Here is a 17,173-nt window from a genome sequence, read left to right on the forward strand (position 1 = left end):
TCCGGGCAAAGGCATGCGGGCGGCGCATGCGGAAAGGAATCCATGGATAGGATCGTTCTCACCGGCGTGCGTGCCAGCGGCAGGCACGGCGTGCTTGATTTCGAACATGAGCGTGCGCAGCAGTTCATCGTCGACGCCACACTGCATCTGGACCTGACGGCGGCCGGGGCGAGCGACGACCTGAACGATACCGTCGATTACGGTCGCGCCGCGAAGGAGATCGTCGCCGTCATCGAAGGCGAACACGCCGATCTCATCGAACATCTCGCGCAACGCATCGCGGACAGGCTGCTCGCCATCCCGCCGATCGCCCAAGTGGACGTGACCGTGCACAAGCCGCACGCGCCCATCACCGTGCCCTTCGACGACGTGTCCGTCAGCATCACACGTTCGAGGGCGAACACCGACGAGCATGCCGTGCGGCAACGCTCCGCGCAGGATTCCACGCGGAGCGTCCATCACGCGGTTATTGCCATCGGCGGCAATCAAGGCGACGTGGAAGCCACGATGCGTGACGCGGTCCGTCGCATCGACGGGCTTGCCGGCACGCAGATCACTGGTGTCTCGCCGCTGTACCGCACCTCCGCATGGGGTATGCCGGACGGTACGCCGGACTTCCTGAACGCCGTGGTGGAGGTGACCACCACCTTGGATGCGTACCGTCTGCTCGACGGCCTGCATGACATCGAAAACGACCATGGCCGCAAACGTGACACCCATTGGTCCAGTCGCACGCTTGATCTGGACATCATCGACTATGACGGCGTGGAATCGGAGGATACGGCGCTCACCCTGCCGCATCCGCGCGCATGGCAGCGGGCCTTCGTGCTGGTACCGTGGGCCGCGCTCGATCCGGAAGCCGATCTGCCGGGCATGCATGGCGGGCCGGTGGGCGAGCTTGCCGACGGTCTGCTTGACGAATCGGATGAACCGCCCGTCGAATTCGTGGCATCGGATTGGCTGAGCGGCGGTTCCGGCACGCGCGGTTCCAGGCATGGCATCGATCGCAAGGCCAGGCGCGGAGCCGGGCGCGATACGGGACGCGACACCGGTCATGGCGCAGAAGGAAACCGTCAACCGCGGCATGCCGTCACGAACGTTTCCGCATCCGCAGGCGCTGCCGCCGCATCGGGTGCGACGAGCGCGTCGGAGGGTCTGCAGAGCAGAACGGCGGTCATCTCGCTCGAATCCACCTCCACCGATGCCGAGAACCTGTTCCGCGAGGCGATTGTGACCATCGACGGCATTCCAGGCAATCAGGTCGAAGGCATTTCGCCCCTGTACCATGTGGGCAACCTCGACGGCCCGGACTCCATGAGCGCCGTCGTGCAGATCCTCACCAAACTCGGCCCGCGCGAACTCATCGAGGCTTTGGGCGCCGTCGAAGCCATGCATGGCAAAGTGGTCGATCTCGATCTGGTCGATATGCAGGGTGTCGTTTCGGATGAACCGGACTGCCGTGTGCCATGGCCGTCCGCGGGCAAACGTGCCGCGGTGCTCGCCCCGTGGATGGACATGGACCCCAACGCCACGCTGGGCGGCGACCCGGTATCCTTCCTGCTGGCGACGGCGCAGGACGCCGGACGTGTGGGCATGCTCAGCGATGGATGGATCTTCGGGTCGGATATGCGATGACGAGGTTTGGGATGGCTGAGCTTGGAATGACGGCAGCAACAGAAACAATGAAACCGGAAACGGGAAGGACGACCGACGATGAACGCGCATAGGACGCCCTGGTGGCACGCCGCCATCGCGCTGGTGCTCGGGTTGATCGCCGGCGCGGGTCTTGCGGTGTTGGGTGAAAGCACCGGCCTGACGCTGATCGGCACACCGTGGTTCGTGGCCGCGGTATTGGCCGTGATCGGAGTGGTGGCGCTGGTATTGGCCTTGAACGTGCACAAATACGCCACGACCGATCCGAAGAAACGTCCGAAAACCTTCGTGAACCCTTCGGTCGCGTTCAAGGCGCTCGTACTGTGCAAGTCGATGATCCTGGCGGGCGCGGCGCTCGCCGGATGGTATGGTGGGCAGATTATCCCCACGCTCGCCCATATCGAAGGCTCATTCTACGAGCATGCGGTGCTTGAATGCGCGGTGACCGCCGCGGTGTGTCTGGCGGATATGGTGATCGGCTTCGTGGGGGAGTGGCTGTGCCAGTTGCCGCCCGATGAGGGGGCCGAGCATCCCAAGATGCAGGAGCAGCAGCGTCAGGGCGGACTGGCCGGTGCCGCCGCCAAAACCGCGCGGTGAGCGTCGGCGCACGTGCACGAAACACGAAACACGGGAGGCAACGGACTGTCATATGACGAATCCGTTGCCTCCCGCGTTTCGTATGACTATCGTCTACGCTTCGGCATCACGCCTGAGGCACACGCAGCATGGCCTCCTGCGCGATCACCGCGACCAGTTCGCCATCCTGCGAATAGACCTTCGCCTCGCACAATCCGCGACCGTGCGCGGCGGTCGGCGTATCCTGCACATACAAGTGCCATTCGTTGATGTCCACGTCACGGTACCACCACATCGAATGGTCAATCGACGCATACGAAATGCCCGGTGTGGCGATGCTCAACCCCGCGCGACGCAGCACGGGCTCCATCATCACCTGATCGCAGCCGAGCGCGAGCAGCGCACGATGCATGGTCTGCGGCACATCCACTTTGCCGTCGCTGCGCATCCACACCATCTGCCTGCCGGAATCGGCTTCGGCGGAAGCCTTGTCTGGCTTGAGCATCACGGTCGGCGTGACATGGCGGATATCGAACGGCGACTGCTGCGCGTAGAAACGGGCGAACGGCGACTTGTCCGAAAACGGTTCCATCAGCTGCTTGGCGCTGGTCAGCGTCTCCGGATCCGGCACATCCTCCGGCATGGGATCGGCGAATTCCACGCCGGACTGGCCGGATTCCTGGAAGCTTGCGATTGCGGTCAGGATGGAACCCTCGGCCTGCGTGACATTCACGCGGCGGGCGGAGAACGAACGGCCATCCCTCAGCTTCTCCACGTCGAACAGCAGATCCTGGCGGATATCGCCGGGCGCCACGAAATAACCGTGGACGGAATGCGGCAAGCGGGACGGGGAAACGGTTTTGGCCGCGGCCATCAGCGACTGTGCGATGACCTGGCCGCCATACACGCGACCGGTGGGGAAGTACATGCTTTCACCGTTGATATACGTGTGGCTGCGGTATTCGGACGGGGTGCCGAGAGTCAGAACCTTCACGATATGCTCCAATGGGGTGAGGGTCTCTTGGGTCATGCTATCTCTCGATTCGACGTTGGTTCGATGGTTTGTTTCGATGCGGCCACTCTATACCGCACGTGTTACACGGTTCCGGTGCGATATGTTGTGGCGGTGTTACGGGTGCGGCGTTACAGCTGTTGTGCCGTTGCGTCCGCATATAGCCGAATGGCGGCCCTCCTCTGGGGAAGGGCCGCCATCCGCGAAGGCCGGAAGTGTGGCTCAGCCGCGCACGAGCTTCTTGTGCAGACGATGCGGACGTGCCGCATCCTCGCCCAGACGCGCGACCTTGTTCTCCTGGTAGGCCTGGAAGTTGCCTTCGAACCAGTACCACTTGGCCGGGTTCTCGTCATCGCCCTCCCACGCGAGGATATGCGTGGCGACACGGTCGAGGAACCAACGGTCGTGGGAGATGACCACGGCGCAGCCGGGGAACTGCAGCAGTGCGTTCTCCAACGATTCCAAGGTCTCCACATCAAGATCGTTCGTGGGCTCGTCGAGCAGCAGCAGGTTGCCGCCCTGCTTCAGGGTCAACGCCAGGTTCAAGCGGTTGCGCTCGCCACCGGACAGCACGCCGGTGAGCTTCTGCTGGTCGGAACCCTTGAAGCCGAAGCTGGCCACATAGGCGCGGGTCGGCACCTCGACGCCCGCCACCTCGATGAAGTCAAGGCCACCGGACACGGCCTCCCACAGATTCTTGTTCGGATCAAGGCCGGCACGGTTCTGGTCGACGTAGCTGATCTTGACGGTGTCGCCGATCTTGAGCTCGCCGCTGGTCAGCGGTTCGAGACCGACGATCGTCTTGAACAGCGTGGACTTACCGACGCCGTTCGGGCCGATCACGCCGACGATGCCGTTACGCGGCAGGGTGAAGCTCAGATCGTCGATGAGCACGCGGTCGCCGAACGCCTTGTGGATGTGCGTGGCTTCCAGCACCTGCGAACCCAGGCGCGGGCCGGCCGGAATCTGGATTTCGGAGAAGTCGAGCTTCTTGCTGTTGCGTGCCTCCTGCTCCATCTGGTCGTAACGCTCCAGACGAGCCTTGTTCTTGGCCTGACGGGCCTTCGGTGAGGAACGCACCCAGTCGAGTTCGTCCTTGAGGCGCTTGGCGAGCTTGGCATCCTTCGCGCCCTGGATCTCCATACGCTTGGCCTTGGTCTCCAGATAGGTGGAGTAGTTGCCCTTGTACGGGTACAGGTGGCCGCGGTCGACCTCGCAGATCCATTCGGCCACGTTATCCATGAAGTAACGATCGTGGGTGACGGCGATGACGGCGCCCTTGTACTGGTGCAGGAACTGTTCCAGCCACAGGATGGACTCGGCGTCGAGGTGGTTGGTGGGCTCGTCGAGCAGCAGCAGATCGGGGGCTTCGAGCAGCAGCTTGCACAGTGCCACGCGGCGGCGCTCGCCACCGGAGCACACGTTGACCGGGGTGTCCGGGTCCGGGCACTGCAGGGCGTCCATGGCCTGATCGAGCTGGGAGTCGAGATCCCAGCCGTTCGCGGCGTCGATCTCGGTCTGCAGCTTGCCCATCTCTTCCATCAGGGCGTCGAAGTCGGCGTCCGGATTGGCCATCTCCTCGCCGATCTGGTTGAAACGCGCGACCTTGTCCGCAATCGGACCGAAAGCCATCTTGATGTTCTCGCCCACGGTCTTGGTGTCATCCAGCGGCGGTTCCTGCTGCAGGATGCCCACGGTGTAGCCCGGGGTGAGGGTGGCCTCGCCGTTGCTCACGGTTTCCAGGCCGGCCATGATCTTCAGCAGCGTGGACTTGCCCATGCCGTTGGGGCCCACCACGCCGATCTTCGCGCCCGGCAGGAAGCTCAGGGTCACGTCGTCGAGAATCACGCGATCGCCGAAGGCCTTACGGGCCTTGATCATCTGATATACAAATTCAGCCATGTGAAGTAGTAATCCGTTCTGAACGTTGAAATTCCAGTGTTTTGTGTGCCCTGCGGTCTGCTATGCATGGAATGGGAGGACGTGTCCTGTTCGTCGCGGCCCGCGTCGCGTCATTCCACCTCAAGGCACGGCAAAGTACCTTGAGGATTATCCCACATGCCGTCTACACGCCGCCGATGGTGTGGCGGCGGGGCTTCGCCGCTGTATGGATATGGGAATGCGACGGGAAAGCGACGGGAGCATGACGGGAATCCTCGGTGGCGCGCTGGGCTTCAGATGATCACGCCGTCGCAGTGATCGATCTCATGCTGGATGATCTGCGCGGTGAACCCGGTGAACGCGGCATGATGCTCACGGAACCTGCGATCGCAATACGTGACCTCGATACGCTGATGGCGTACGGTCCGGCGCTCGCCCCTGAGCGACAGGCATCCTTCGGCGGTATCGTACGCGCCGTCCGCCGCCGTGATACGCGGATTGAACATGACGGTGATACGCCCGCCAAGCTCCTCATCCACGAACGCGATGATGCGCTTCGACACTCCGATCATATTGGCGGCCATACCGACGCACCCCTCGCGATGCGCGTCAAGCGTGTCCTTGAGATCCGCCGCCACCGCACGATCCTTGTCGGTGTCACGCGCATCCTCGGACGGCTGGCTCAGGAACGGGATCGAAGTCATGATTGCACGCTGCATGCGCATCCTTTCCATGGTGTCGCGGCGCTCAAACGCCGCACGGTTCCGACATCATCACATCCTATGGCAGGTTCTGGCCGTGGCCGGCGGACAAGAGCGCCCGGTCGCGGCTAGCCTGCCAGTCCGGAGGGGCAGGCGGGAATCGTGACACGGAACGAGTCGATTGAATTGTCGATCCGCGCGGCCGGCCGATGCTCGCTGCGCAGCATCGCCTCGATGCGGCGGTAGCCGGTGCCGTTGTCGCGCAACACCATGCCATCGCCCGGGTAAGGGACGGAACGCAGCAGGGAGAACAGGAACGGGTTGCGCGTGGAACTGGAGACGGGATGCTTCATCGTATGCTTCGTCACCGCACCGAACAGGCCACCCGGATTGGTGATTTCGATACGATCCGGGAACATGTCGACATGCACCGGCGTGCCCACCGCGTCAGGCGAGTAATCACGGTGGATGAGCGCGTTGGAGATGGTTTCGCGCAGCACCGCCTTCAGATACGGCGGACGTACGGCATCCACGCCGATCGTGCCGACGCTCCAATCCATAAGCGTATCGACCGCATCGGCGACCATGGTCGGAATCGGGCCCACGAACACCGCCGTACGCACCAGCTCACGCCCGGTGGAGAACACCTCATCACGCGAAATGCCGGGAAACAATGCGGCCGAAATATTCAATCTCGGGTAGCAACGCTGCGGATAGCGGCCGAGCGCGAGCAGACCGGCCAACGTGGGGCGTGTCGTCGAATCGTCATCGCGCCCCAGCACGCGCAGATCCAACAGCATCTCCTCATCGTTCAGGCCTTCGAATACGCGACGATGGGCGTTGCGCTCATTGCTAAGCAACGCCCGCACCAGATTAGGGGACAGATCCTCCGGCGTGGCATCCGCGACGATGACGACGTCATGCTCCGGTTGACGCTGCTCCTCCAACAGACGATCCACCTCATAGGTGGTCATGCGCCGATCGCCGTCGCCCGTACGGATATACGAACCGTTATATGGTCCGGCTGCGGTGAAATAGCAGGGTTTCTCGCGTGGCAGCATCTCATCGACCACGGCGAACACCAGATTCGCGCCCTCGAACGGGCACGTCACGATGATCGGGCGCACCGTGGGCGTGAGCTTCTCGCAAGCCTGGCTGAGCGCCTCCTGCATGGAACGCGCATTGAATCCCTCCACCGGCGTGAACCCGTTCTTCTCGCTCAAACCGAGGATGATATAGCCGCCGTTGCCGTTCGAAAACGCCGACAACGTGTCGGTGATGGTGGTGCTGATATTGTGCGCGCATTCCTTGACCTCGCACTGCTGCGTGTCGTTGCCGATGATGCGCATGAGGCGTATCAGCTCGGCCATCTTGGCCGTATAGTCATCATTGTCCATAATCCGCCGCCTTGCCGTATATATGTTCCCCAGCATACTGCGCCGCCGCGCGTGCGTGGCGCTCGCGGATTCCGCACTGTAGGAAGCGAACGGCGCTGCGCGGATGGGCGGCATATCATAGCACGTTGGAAGAGGAACCTGAAGAGAGGACCATGCGGTCGTGAACGAAGCGCTGTGCATCCGGAACGTGAAATCACTCGGTTCCGACGAGCCGATGGACATGGTGATCCGCGAAGGGCGGATCGAAAGTATAACGCCGGAAATCCCGGAAAACGGGCGTGATCTGCCGGTATTCGACGCCGAAGGCATGTGGGTCATTTCCGGCTTGTGGGACTGCCATACGCATTTTACGCAATGGTCGTACACGTTGGGACGGCTCGATCTGATCAGCGCCCGCAGTGCGCACGAGGCGATGGTGATGCTGCGGCGTCATCTTGACGATCTGCGTGCCGAGGGGCGGCTCAGCCCCGACCGTTATGTGGTGGGCATGCGGTTCCGTCATTCGCTGTGGGCCGATGACGAACAGCCCACGCTCGCCGCCATCGACGAAATTGCAGGCGATCAGCCCGTGGCGTTGTCCAGCGCCGACATGCATTGCGGCTGGGTGAATTCCGCCGCCGCACGCAAACTCGGCGTACAGGTGGTGGAGTCCGGGCTTGTGGGCGAGCTGGAATGGTTCGACGCCTACTGCAAGCTCGATGATGCGCCCGGAGCCACCGAAGAGTTGGATCGCTTGCTGCGCAACGCCGAACTCGATGCCGCGGGCAAGGGCGTCGTCGGCGTACGCGATTACGAGATGGCCGAGAACATCGACACATGGATCGGTCGATTCGGCAGGGGCATCAACGGTTTGCGCGTTCGGGCCGGCGTGTATCCGGAACGCCTGCAGCAGGCCATCAACGACGGTTGGCATACGGGTGACGAACTGCCGGGGAGTGACGGGTTGGGGCACGTCGGCGCGATGAAGCTCATTTCCGACGGTTCGCTGAACACCAGATCCGCCTACTGTTCCACGCCGTATTCGGGTATCGATCCGGAAACCTTCGGCACGATGAGCTATACGCCCGAGCAGATTGAATCCTACATGTTCGTGGCGGCGCGCCACGGTTTCGACATCGCCTGCCATGCCATCGGCGATGAGGCGAACACCATTGTGCTGGATTGCGCCGAACGTTCCAAGGCGCATGGCTCCATCGAGCACGCCCAGATGCTCAAGCCCACCGATATCCCGCGTTTGGCCAAACTGGGGCTTGCCGCGAGCATCCAGCCGCAGCATGCCATGGATGATCGTGATGTCATCGCCCGGTTCTGGGCGAATCCGGCTGGTGTTCCCTACGCGTTCAAGGCGCTGCATGACGCCGGCACGCGTCTGCTTATGGGCTCGGATGCGCCCGTGGCGCCGCTCGACCCGTGGATGGCCATCTCCGCAGCGGTGTTCGGCACGGAAAGTTCGGATCGTGAGCCGTTCCAGCTGGAGCAGTGCCTTGATTTCGATACGGCGTTGGCTTCGTCCACGGCTGTTGGCCGTACGGGGTTGGCGGTGGGCGATGCTGCCGATCTGGTGTTGTTGGATCGTGATCCGTCCCGAGTGACTTCACCTGAGGGGATGCAGGCGATGCCGGGGCATGTGCAGGCGACCATGCTCGCCGGGCGGTGGACTTTCCGGAGGTGAGCGCCGGAAGTGAGCGCCGGAGACGGGTGCTTATTCGTGGGCGGGCGAGCCGGTGGCTTGCCCGCCCACGCTGTTGCCGTTGATGGTGGCGCGGCGGATGACCAGGATATGTGGCTTATGGGCTTTGGCGGTTTTCCGATTGGCCCGGATGTCAGGTGCTGACGGTTGCCGGTATCCGGTCGTTGACGGTTGTCGGTAGCCGGGTGCGGTTGTGCGCGGGGCGCGTGCGAACTGCACGCAACCCGGCTCATTTCGGGGCGAGACCCATGCGTATGCAAGGGCGACGAGGTGCGGACGCGTTCAAAAAGAGGGTAACTCGCTTATATATGGCGGATTCGGCGACTCGGATTGTGTCAGGTGGCTTATATATGGCATGGAAAACGAAATATCCCGGGTATGAACCGCGCGGTTTCGCGGCTCATACCCGGGATATCCGGGAATGGGCGCCATATATAAGCCACTTGGTTGTTGCGCAACGGCTGAATCTGCCATCTATAAGCAAGATAGGCGGGCTAAGTGCGGCGCAAACGAGAAACCGCCTCGTCGCGCGCGGTGCGAGCGGCGAGGCGACGGGCTAAGGCGGCGGTCGAACGGCTTTTACTCCTGCACGGCGGCCAACGCCTGATCGAGATCGGCGATGATGTCATCGGCGTTCTCGATGCCGCAGCTCAGGCGCACCAGGTCGATGCCGACGCCGGCCTCCTCGAGCTGTTCCTCGGTGAGCTGACGATGCGTGGTGCCCGCCGGGTACAGCGTGCAGCTGCGCGCATCGGCCACATGGGTGGCGATGGAGACCATCTTCAGATGGTCGAGGAACGAGGAGACCTTCTCGCGTCCGCCGGGCACGCCGAAGGAGATCACGCCGCACGTGCCGTTCGGCATGTACTTGAGCGCCAGCTCATGGTATTTGTCGCCTTCCAGCCCGGGGTAGCTCACCCAGCTCACGCGCGGGTCGGCGTTGAGCCATTCGGCCACTTTCTGCGCGTTGGCGCAGTGGCGTTCCATGCGCACGCCCAACGATTCCATGTGCATGCCCATGATCCAGGAGTTGATCGGCGCGGGCGTGGACCCGAAGTCGCGCATGAGCTGCGCGGTGGCCTTGGTGATGTAGGCCGCCTTGCCGAATTCGGTGGCGTAGGTGACGCCGTGGTAGGACTCGTCGGGGGTGGTCAGGCCGGGGAATTTGCCGGCGTGGGCCATCCAATCGAAGTTGCCGGAGTCCACGATCGCGCCACCCACGCAGGAGCCGTGGCCGTCCATGTATTTGGTGGTGGCGTGGGTCACGATGTCGACGCCGTATTCGAACGGGCGGCAGTTGATCGGAGTGGGGAAGGTGTTGTCGACGATCAGCGGCACGCCGTGGCGGTGTGCGGCGTTCGCGAACTTTTCGAAGTCGAGCACGATGAGCGCCGGGTTGGAGATGGATTCGCCGAACACGGCTTTGGTGTTCGGGCGGAACGCGGCTTCGAGTTCCTCTTCGGTGCAGTCGGGGCTGACGAAGGTGCATTCGATGCCCATCTTGCGCATGGTGACATTGATGAGGTTGAAGGTGCCGCCGTAGATGGCGGAGGATGCGACGATATGGTCGCCGTTGTTGCAGATGTTGAACAGGGCGAAGAAGTTCGCCGCCTGCCCGGAGGAGGTGAGCATGGCGGCCGCACCGCCTTCCATTTCGCAGATCTTCGCGGCGACGGTGTCGTTGGTCGGGTTCTGCAGGCGGGTGTAGAAGTAGCCGGATTCCGAGAGGTCGAAGAGTCGGCTCATCTGTTCGCTGGACCGGTATTTGAAGGTGGTGGCCTGGATGATCGGCGGGGTGCGGGATTCGCCGTTGCCCGGCTGATAGCCGCCTTGCACGCAGGTGGTGTCGATGTGTTCGTTCATTGGTGCTCCTTTTGGGCTCTTCCTTGCGTCAGTGCTGCGGATAAAACACACATACTCTAGCATCAGTGTGTCGATTCGTTGATTTTCCCGGCGAAACACCGAAAGTAAAACGAATTGACAAAGATAGGTAATTCATTTTATTATGTATCGCAAGACGGGACGAACCCGCCGGAAGCACAACAGGCAAAACGCTTGCAAAGGTAAAGCCGTAAAGCAAAGGAGCAACCCATGGGTCTGTGGGACATTGACAAGATTCCGTACGTCGGCCGCGAACAGGGGCCGAAGGAAGGCTTGGCCTTCCACTACTACGATGCCGACCGCGTGGTCGCCGGCAAGAAGATGAAGGACTGGCTGCGCTTCGGCGTCGCCTGGTGGCACACCTTCGATCAGGAACTCGTCGATCCGTTCGGCACCGGCACCGCCCAGCGCCCGTGGTACGGCAAGTACTCCAACGCCGAGGACGAGGCTCTGGCCAAGGTCGATTACGCTTTCGAATTTTTCCAGAAGCTCGGCGTCGAGTACTTCTGCTTCCACGACCGCGACATCGCCCCCGAAGGCGACACCCTTCGCGAGACCAACAAGAACCTGGACAAGGTCGTCGACAAGATCGAGGAGAACATGAAGGCCACCGGCATCAAGCTGCTGTGGAACACCTCCTCCCTGTTCACCAACCCGCGCTTCGTCTCCGGCGCCTCCACCTCCCCGTTCGCCGACATCTACGCCTATGCCGGTGGCCAGCTGAAGCACTCCTTGGAGATCGCCAAGCGCCTGGGCGCCGAGAACTACGTGTTCTGGGGCGGCCGTGAAGGCTACGAGAACCTGTGGAACACCCAGATGAAGCGCGAGCAGGAGCACATGGCCAAGTTCTTCCACATGTGCCATGAGTACGCTCAGGAGATCGGCCTGGACGCCCAGTTCCTGATCGAGCCGAAGGCCAAGGAACCGACGATGCACCAGTACGACTTCGATGCGTCCACCGCCATCGCCTTCCTGAAGACCTACGACATCGACTTCATGAAGCTGAACCTCGAAGGCAACCACGCCAACCTGGCCGGCCACACCTACCAGCATGAGATCCGCACCGCCCGCGAAGCCGGCGTGCTCGGCTCCCTGGACGCCAACCAGGGCGACAAGCTCATCGGCTGGGACATGGACGAGTTCCCGACCGACCTGTACGAGACCTCCACCGTCATGTGGGAGGTCCTCGCCGCAGGCCAGATCGGCCCCCACGGTGGTCTGAACTTCGACGCCAAGCCGCGCCGTACCTCCTTCTACGCCGAGGATCTGTTCCGTTCCCACATCGCCGGCATGGACGCCTTCGCCGCCGGCCTGCTGGTCGCGGCCAAGATGCACGAGGACAAGTTCATCGAGAACCTGCAGGCCGAGCGCTACAGCTCCTACGATTCCGGCATCGGCGCGACCGTCGAGGACGGCACCGCGACCCTGGCCTCCCTGGAGGAGTACGCTCTGGACATCCCGCAGGCCAAGCTCATCGAGGCCACCAAGTCCGATCATCTGGAGTCCGTCAAGGCCACCATCAACAACTATATGATCGACGCATTGGCCGAGGCGTGAGTCGAAATCGAGCAATGGTTGGGTGCGCGTAGCGCTCCGAAATTGCCGGGGCGGGCGTGGCCCAACAAGGAGTTCTTCGCTAGGACTCCTGACTTATCGCTGGATTAAACAGCGAGGCTCGGTTGCACAAGGCTGAATATGGTGTGTCGGAGCGTCGGTGCTCCGGCACACCACATATTTTCACCTCATCCTTCCTTAAAGTTCCTTCGCATACAAGTCGTCTGCCGGCTATGTCGTCGGTAGGCGACTTGTATGTGTTATGAAAGCAAGTCGAGAATTCCAACTATTCGCAATGATACGATGTGGAAAAGCGTTTCTGAATAAGGTGTATTTATGACCGCGACTATTACCATTACCAATCCCATTCTTAGTGGAATGTATCCTGATCCGAGTTGGATTTGGGATGATGAGTTCCAGCGAATTGTGTTGGTGACTTCTACTTTTGAGCTTGTCCCAGGTCTTCCCATTTACGTTTCCGAGGATATGACGTGCTGGAAGCATGTGTCGAATGTGATAGATGCTGACTTGGCAAGGCGCCTGCTTATTCCTTTCGTGGATGATTCGGGCGGCGTCTATGCGCCGACGCTGCGCAGGATTCATGGCAAATATGTGATTGCATGCACCATTGCCCGTCTTGATGATCGCCGTGCTATGGAAGGTGGTTGCACAGAAAGCGAGCTGATGCGGTTCCACGCCGCGGAGGGCAATTTTATTCTTGAAGCGGATTCTATCGAAGGGCCATGGCGTGGCCCGTTCTGGATTGAGGGCGCTGAAGGCATCGATCCAGACATATTCGAGGACGGGGATGGCAACGTGTACTGGACCCAGACCCGTCCTGCGGTCAATCCGCAATGGGAAGGCCAGACCGAGGTCTGGACCCAACGCATTGATCCGGAGACTTGGACTTTTGTCGATGACGGTCTTCCTGCGGGATCGGGCAAGACGGTAATATGGCGCGGATACGGTGTGGAATCGGTGTGGGCTGAAGCGCCGCATCTCTATCGCGTGGGTGATTATGTGTATCTGATGACCGCCGAGGGGGGCACCAGTTTCGAACATAGTGAAATGGCCATGCGCATCTATGCGCCGCATGGACTGCTTCGGGCGTTCGAAGCTTACGAACGGGAAGCATCCGAATCGGGTGAGTGCATTCCGCAGGTTCGTGACGGGGAACGCTGCTATCTTGGCACCGCAATCCGTGCCTTCCATGCGGATAAGAAGAACCCGATTCTCACCCACCGACATCTGGGTTTGTCGGAACCGCTGCAATGCGTGGGACATGCGGACCTGTTGCTTCATCCGGAACTGGGATGGTGGCTGGTGTGTCTCGGCGTGAGGGAGACGCGGGGAAAGCATGACGGCGAATTATTGAGCTACTTGGGAAGGGAGAGCTTTGTCGCTCCGGTATCCTGGGAACATAATCCGGCCGATTGGAAGCTGGACGGCAACGGTGCATTAGATACGCATGAGGGTGACCCCGGATGGCCAGTGACTTGCGCTGGTCTTGGCCGCTTGGCCGACGAGATCACGGTTACTACTGAAGACGATGGCATCACCATCGAGCCTAGGGTGAAATCCTCACTCGCCGGTGACATGGAACCTGCGCTGGTGGATGTGGCTGATGGCTCGACGAACGGTGTGGTGGTGCGCGACGAGCGTGATGTCAGCTACCGCAGAATAGCGAAACTGCCGACGCTCATGCCGATTCCCATGTCCGGTTCTTTAGTGATCCGGCAGAATTCCACGCATTACGCGGTGTTTTCGATGCGCGGCACGGATGTGCGCTACGAGATGGTGAATGGAGACGATTCGCAAGCTGGGTCTGTTGCCGTCGTACAGGCTGACGGAGTGCGTCCGGCGGTACTTTTCGACGACAACCGCTTGTCGGTCATCGTGGCTGGCGTGCATGGTCCGGTTGATTCTGCGACGTTCGTGCGTCAGGGGCAGGTTCTGCTGAGTGTCGATGCTCGTTTCCTCAGCACCGAATGGGCCGGTGGGTTCGTCGGTTGCATGGCTGGCTTCAGGGCATAGATTCTACGGAGTTCCAGGATGGTTCACTGCTGGTGTTCCGACGGGCCGTCTTAGAGCGAGGTGAAAACGGGTCGAAAGGCTAGGAGCGCTGTGTTCTCCCTCCGGTTGTGCCTGTGAGTTTGCCCCGCTGATTAACCCTCGAGTTGCTGTGTGCTGTTGCGTACCACTAGCGATGTCGGCATGATGATGTGCGGTTGGATCACGTCGTCGGTGAGCGCCTCGACCAGCATACGTACGGCGGCCCTTGCCATGTCTTGGAGCGGCTGTCGTACGGTGGTCAGCGCCGGGCCGAGGAATGCGGCAGTCTGCACATCGTCGAATCCGACCACGGATACATCCTCGGGAATACGTAATCCCAGCTGCCTTGCCGCCTCGTAGACGCCCATGGCCTGCAGATCGCTGCCGGCGAAGATTGCGGTCGGACGATTCGGTCGTTCCAACAGGGAGATGGACTGTGCGTAACCGCCGGCAGTGGTGAAATCGCCTTCGGTGATAAGTTCGGGATCGGCTTCGATTCCATGTTCCGCAAGCGCTGATGTATATCCGTCCAGACGTGCTTTGGAACACATCATTTCCTCCGGTCCGGTGATGATGCCTATGCGGGTATGTCCGAGTGCGAGTAGATGCCTGGTGGCGATTACGCCTCCGGTCCAGTTGTCCGCATGCACTGACAACGTGTCCAGATCCGGATTTCCGAATGGGTCGAACAGAACGAAGGGAATGCCTCTAGAATGCAACTTGTTCCGTTCGATACGTGTCAGGTTCGAGAAAACGAGGATGGCGCCGTTCACCTGCCTGCGAAGCATGTTGTCGATCCAGGATGAGTCCGGGTGCTGCCGATTGCCACCTTCGGTGGTGATGATGCTCAGATCGTGTTGTTTGGCTTCGCGGATGGCTCCGCGTAACACTTCAAGAGCCCAGACATTATCGAAATCTTGGAACACGATTTCGATAATTCGTTGGTTTTTCGCGCCTGTCGCTTTACGGGAATACCCATACCGTTTCAACATCGTGTTGATGGTTTGCCGCGTCTCTTCGGAAACGTCGGCTCTGCCGTTGAGCGCCTTGGATACGGTGGAAAGGGAATAACCGGTCTCTTTAGCTATGTCAGAGAGTCGTACCGTAGCTTTCTTTGCCGTATTGCGCATGAGTCACTCCTTCTTCATGTTCATCATATCCGAAAATGCGAACGAAAGTTTCGGTTTGCGTTTTTCGAAACTTTCGATATGTTGGAAATGCTTAAAAACGTTGTAAAATCAACGAAAAATAATTAGTTTTCTGATTTTACAAAAAACTTGACTTTGTGTGATTTGTTTCGGTAGTCTATAGGTACAACGAAAACGAAATGGAAATTTTCGAAGGGAGTCAAAGGCTGATTCTCTGTCTGCCAGGGGAGCTGCAGCAGCATTCGTTGCGGTCATGCTCCCCGATTCGACCCATTCGAGAGAAATTCCTGTCGTTGCCAGCATTTTGTCGATGATGATTTGGTCAATAAGGAGAAGACAATGAAGTTCAAAACCATTGCAGCTGCCGCTCTTGCGGTGGCGACCATGTTGGGCATGGGTGCCTGCGGCTCCAGCACTGGTGCCAAAGACGATAAGACCATTACGTTCTGGCATAACGCAACAGCTGGTGAAGGCAAGCAGTATTGGGAGGATCTGGCCAAGGCGTTTGAGAAGAAGACTGGTGTCAAGGTTCAGATTCAGGCCATCCAGAACGAGGATTTCGAAGGCAAGCTGACTACCGCTATGCAGGATCCCGCCTCCGGCCCGGATGTGTACATGACCCTTGGTGGTGCCAAGACCAAGGACATGGTTGATGCCGGCCAGGTAATGGATATTTCTGATAAGATTAGCGATACCGTCAAAAAGCAAATGTCTTCCTCATTGGATTCCATGTCTTATGACGGCAAGGTCTATGCCGTTCCGGTCGCTGCCCAGCCTGGTGGCATCTGGTATTCCAAGGATTTGTTCAAGCAGGCTGGCATCGATGCCGCGCCGACCACTTTCAGCGAGCTGAAGACCGATGTGCAGAAGCTTCGCAGCGCTGGCATTGATCCGATCGCACTCGGCGGCAAGGATGCTTGGCCGGTCGGTCACTGGTACTACTGGTTGTCCATGCGCGAATGCTCTCCGAAGGCCTACGCCAAGGGCGTTAATGACAAGGACTTCTCCGACTCCTGCTGGGTCAAAGCCGGAGATGATCTGAAGGATTTGTTGGATGCGAATGCTTTTAACGAAGGATTCCTCACCACGACGGCCCAGCAGGGCGCCAGCTCGTCCGCAGGTCTGCTGGCCAATCATAAGGCTGCGATGGAGCTCATGGGCACATGGGAGCCTGGAGTTCTCAAGGACCTGACTCCGGACAAGAAGCCAATGGCTGACCTTGGCTTCTTCGCCTTCCCGACCGTGGACGGAGGAAAAGGCGAGGAAGGTGCTTTGATGGGCGCTGTGACCGGTTTCGCTGTCAATCCCGAGGCTCCGGACGCTGCTGTTGATTTCGTCAATTTCATGGCTGAGAAATCAAATCAGGAGAAATACGCCACTGCGTTCAGCACCATTCCGGCTTCCGTCGAAGCTTACGATGCGGTTACCGATGAAAATCTTAAGGGCATCATCGAAGCTATGAAAAAGTCCGATGGCATGCAGCTGTGGATGGATACCGCTCTCGGCGGAAATATTGGCAACGCTCTTAATTCCGGAGTGGTGAATCTGCTTTCCGGACAGGGGACTTCGGCTGACATCGTCAAGGCGATGAAGGACGCAGCGACCAAGGGCTGACAGTGAACATGGCT

The 17,173-nt window shown here is 60.2% G+C and carries 12 protein-coding genes; 6 read left to right on the forward strand and 6 right to left on the reverse strand.

The features are described 5' to 3' along the window. Positions 1-42: 42 nt before the first annotated feature. Together folK and BUB29_RS07160 are read left to right on the forward strand one after the other, a co-directional pair. Positions 43-1,635: a 2-amino-4-hydroxy-6-hydroxymethyldihydropteridine diphosphokinase gene (folK, locus tag BUB29_RS07155; RefSeq protein ID WP_033523222.1), complete on the forward strand. Its 1,593-nt coding sequence runs from the start codon at positions 43-45 to the stop codon at positions 1,633-1,635. 78 nt (positions 1,636-1,713) lie between these two features. Then, complete coding sequence (locus BUB29_RS07160; protein ID WP_033523221.1) at positions 1,714-2,250, forward strand: DUF3180 domain-containing protein; 537 nt, start codon at positions 1,714-1,716, stop codon at positions 2,248-2,250. Positions 2,251-2,356: 106 nt separating this feature from the next. Here the strand turns inward: BUB29_RS07160 and BUB29_RS07165 are convergent, their stop codons facing one another. The 4 genes from BUB29_RS07165 to BUB29_RS07180 form a co-directional block, all read right to left on the reverse strand. Beyond that, positions 2,357-3,259 carry an acyl-CoA thioesterase gene (locus tag BUB29_RS07165; protein WP_033523220.1) on the reverse strand — a complete coding sequence of 301 codons (903 nt, stop codon included), beginning with the start codon at positions 3,257-3,259 and terminating at the stop codon, positions 2,357-2,359. A gap of 204 nt (positions 3,260-3,463) precedes the next feature. After that, positions 3,464-5,143 carry an energy-dependent translational throttle protein EttA gene (gene ettA / locus BUB29_RS07170; protein WP_033523219.1) on the reverse strand — a complete coding sequence of 560 codons (1,680 nt, stop codon included), beginning with the start codon at positions 5,141-5,143 and terminating at the stop codon, positions 3,464-3,466. Between the two features lie 272 nt (positions 5,144-5,415). Continuing rightward, on the reverse strand, positions 5,416-5,841 hold the full coding sequence (locus tag BUB29_RS07175; protein ID WP_033523255.1) for a peptide deformylase: 426 nt from the start codon (positions 5,839-5,841) through the stop codon (positions 5,416-5,418). A gap of 110 nt (positions 5,842-5,951) precedes the next feature. Next, a complete protein-coding gene (locus BUB29_RS07180; RefSeq protein ID WP_033523217.1) occupies positions 5,952-7,220 on the reverse strand; it encodes an ATP-binding protein in 1,269 nt (422 codons plus the stop codon). A 220-nt stretch (positions 7,221-7,440) separates the two neighbouring features. Here BUB29_RS07180 and BUB29_RS07185 point away from each other — a divergent pair, with 220 nt between their 5' ends. Continuing rightward, positions 7,441-8,892 carry an amidohydrolase gene (locus BUB29_RS07185; RefSeq protein WP_081888380.1) on the forward strand — a complete coding sequence of 484 codons (1,452 nt, stop codon included), beginning with the start codon at positions 7,441-7,443 and terminating at the stop codon, positions 8,890-8,892. A gap of 597 nt (positions 8,893-9,489) precedes the next feature. Here the strand turns inward: BUB29_RS07185 and BUB29_RS07190 are convergent. Beyond that, a complete protein-coding gene (locus BUB29_RS07190; RefSeq protein ID WP_033523215.1) occupies positions 9,490-10,773 on the reverse strand; it encodes an O-acetylhomoserine aminocarboxypropyltransferase/cysteine synthase family protein in 1,284 nt (427 codons plus the stop codon). A gap of 228 nt (positions 10,774-11,001) precedes the next feature. Between BUB29_RS07190 and xylA the strand changes: the two genes are divergently transcribed. Further along, the gene (xylA, locus tag BUB29_RS07195) at positions 11,002-12,348 is read left to right on the forward strand and encodes a xylose isomerase (RefSeq protein ID WP_033523214.1); all 1,347 of its coding nucleotides are present in this window, start codon (positions 11,002-11,004) and stop codon (positions 12,346-12,348) included. Between the two features lie 333 nt (positions 12,349-12,681). Continuing rightward, positions 12,682-14,379: a glycoside hydrolase family 43 protein gene (locus BUB29_RS07200; RefSeq protein WP_033523213.1), complete on the forward strand. Its 1,698-nt coding sequence runs from the start codon at positions 12,682-12,684 to the stop codon at positions 14,377-14,379. Positions 14,380-14,510: 131 nt separating this feature from the next. On the opposite strand, the gene BUB29_RS07205 is transcribed toward BUB29_RS07200, so the two are convergent. After that, the gene (locus BUB29_RS07205) at positions 14,511-15,527 is read right to left on the reverse strand and encodes a LacI family DNA-binding transcriptional regulator (protein WP_033523212.1); all 1,017 of its coding nucleotides are present in this window, start codon (positions 15,525-15,527) and stop codon (positions 14,511-14,513) included. 357 nt (positions 15,528-15,884) lie between these two features. Here BUB29_RS07205 and BUB29_RS07215 point away from each other — a divergent pair, with 357 nt between their 5' ends. Beyond that, a complete protein-coding gene (locus tag BUB29_RS07215; RefSeq protein WP_033523211.1) occupies positions 15,885-17,159 on the forward strand; it encodes an ABC transporter substrate-binding protein in 1,275 nt (424 codons plus the stop codon). The last annotated feature ends 14 nt before the right edge of the window (positions 17,160-17,173 follow it).

Source organism: Bifidobacterium merycicum DSM 6492 (assembly GCF_900129045.1).
In the GTDB taxonomy this organism is placed as follows: domain Bacteria; phylum Actinomycetota; class Actinomycetes; order Actinomycetales; family Bifidobacteriaceae; genus Bifidobacterium; species Bifidobacterium merycicum.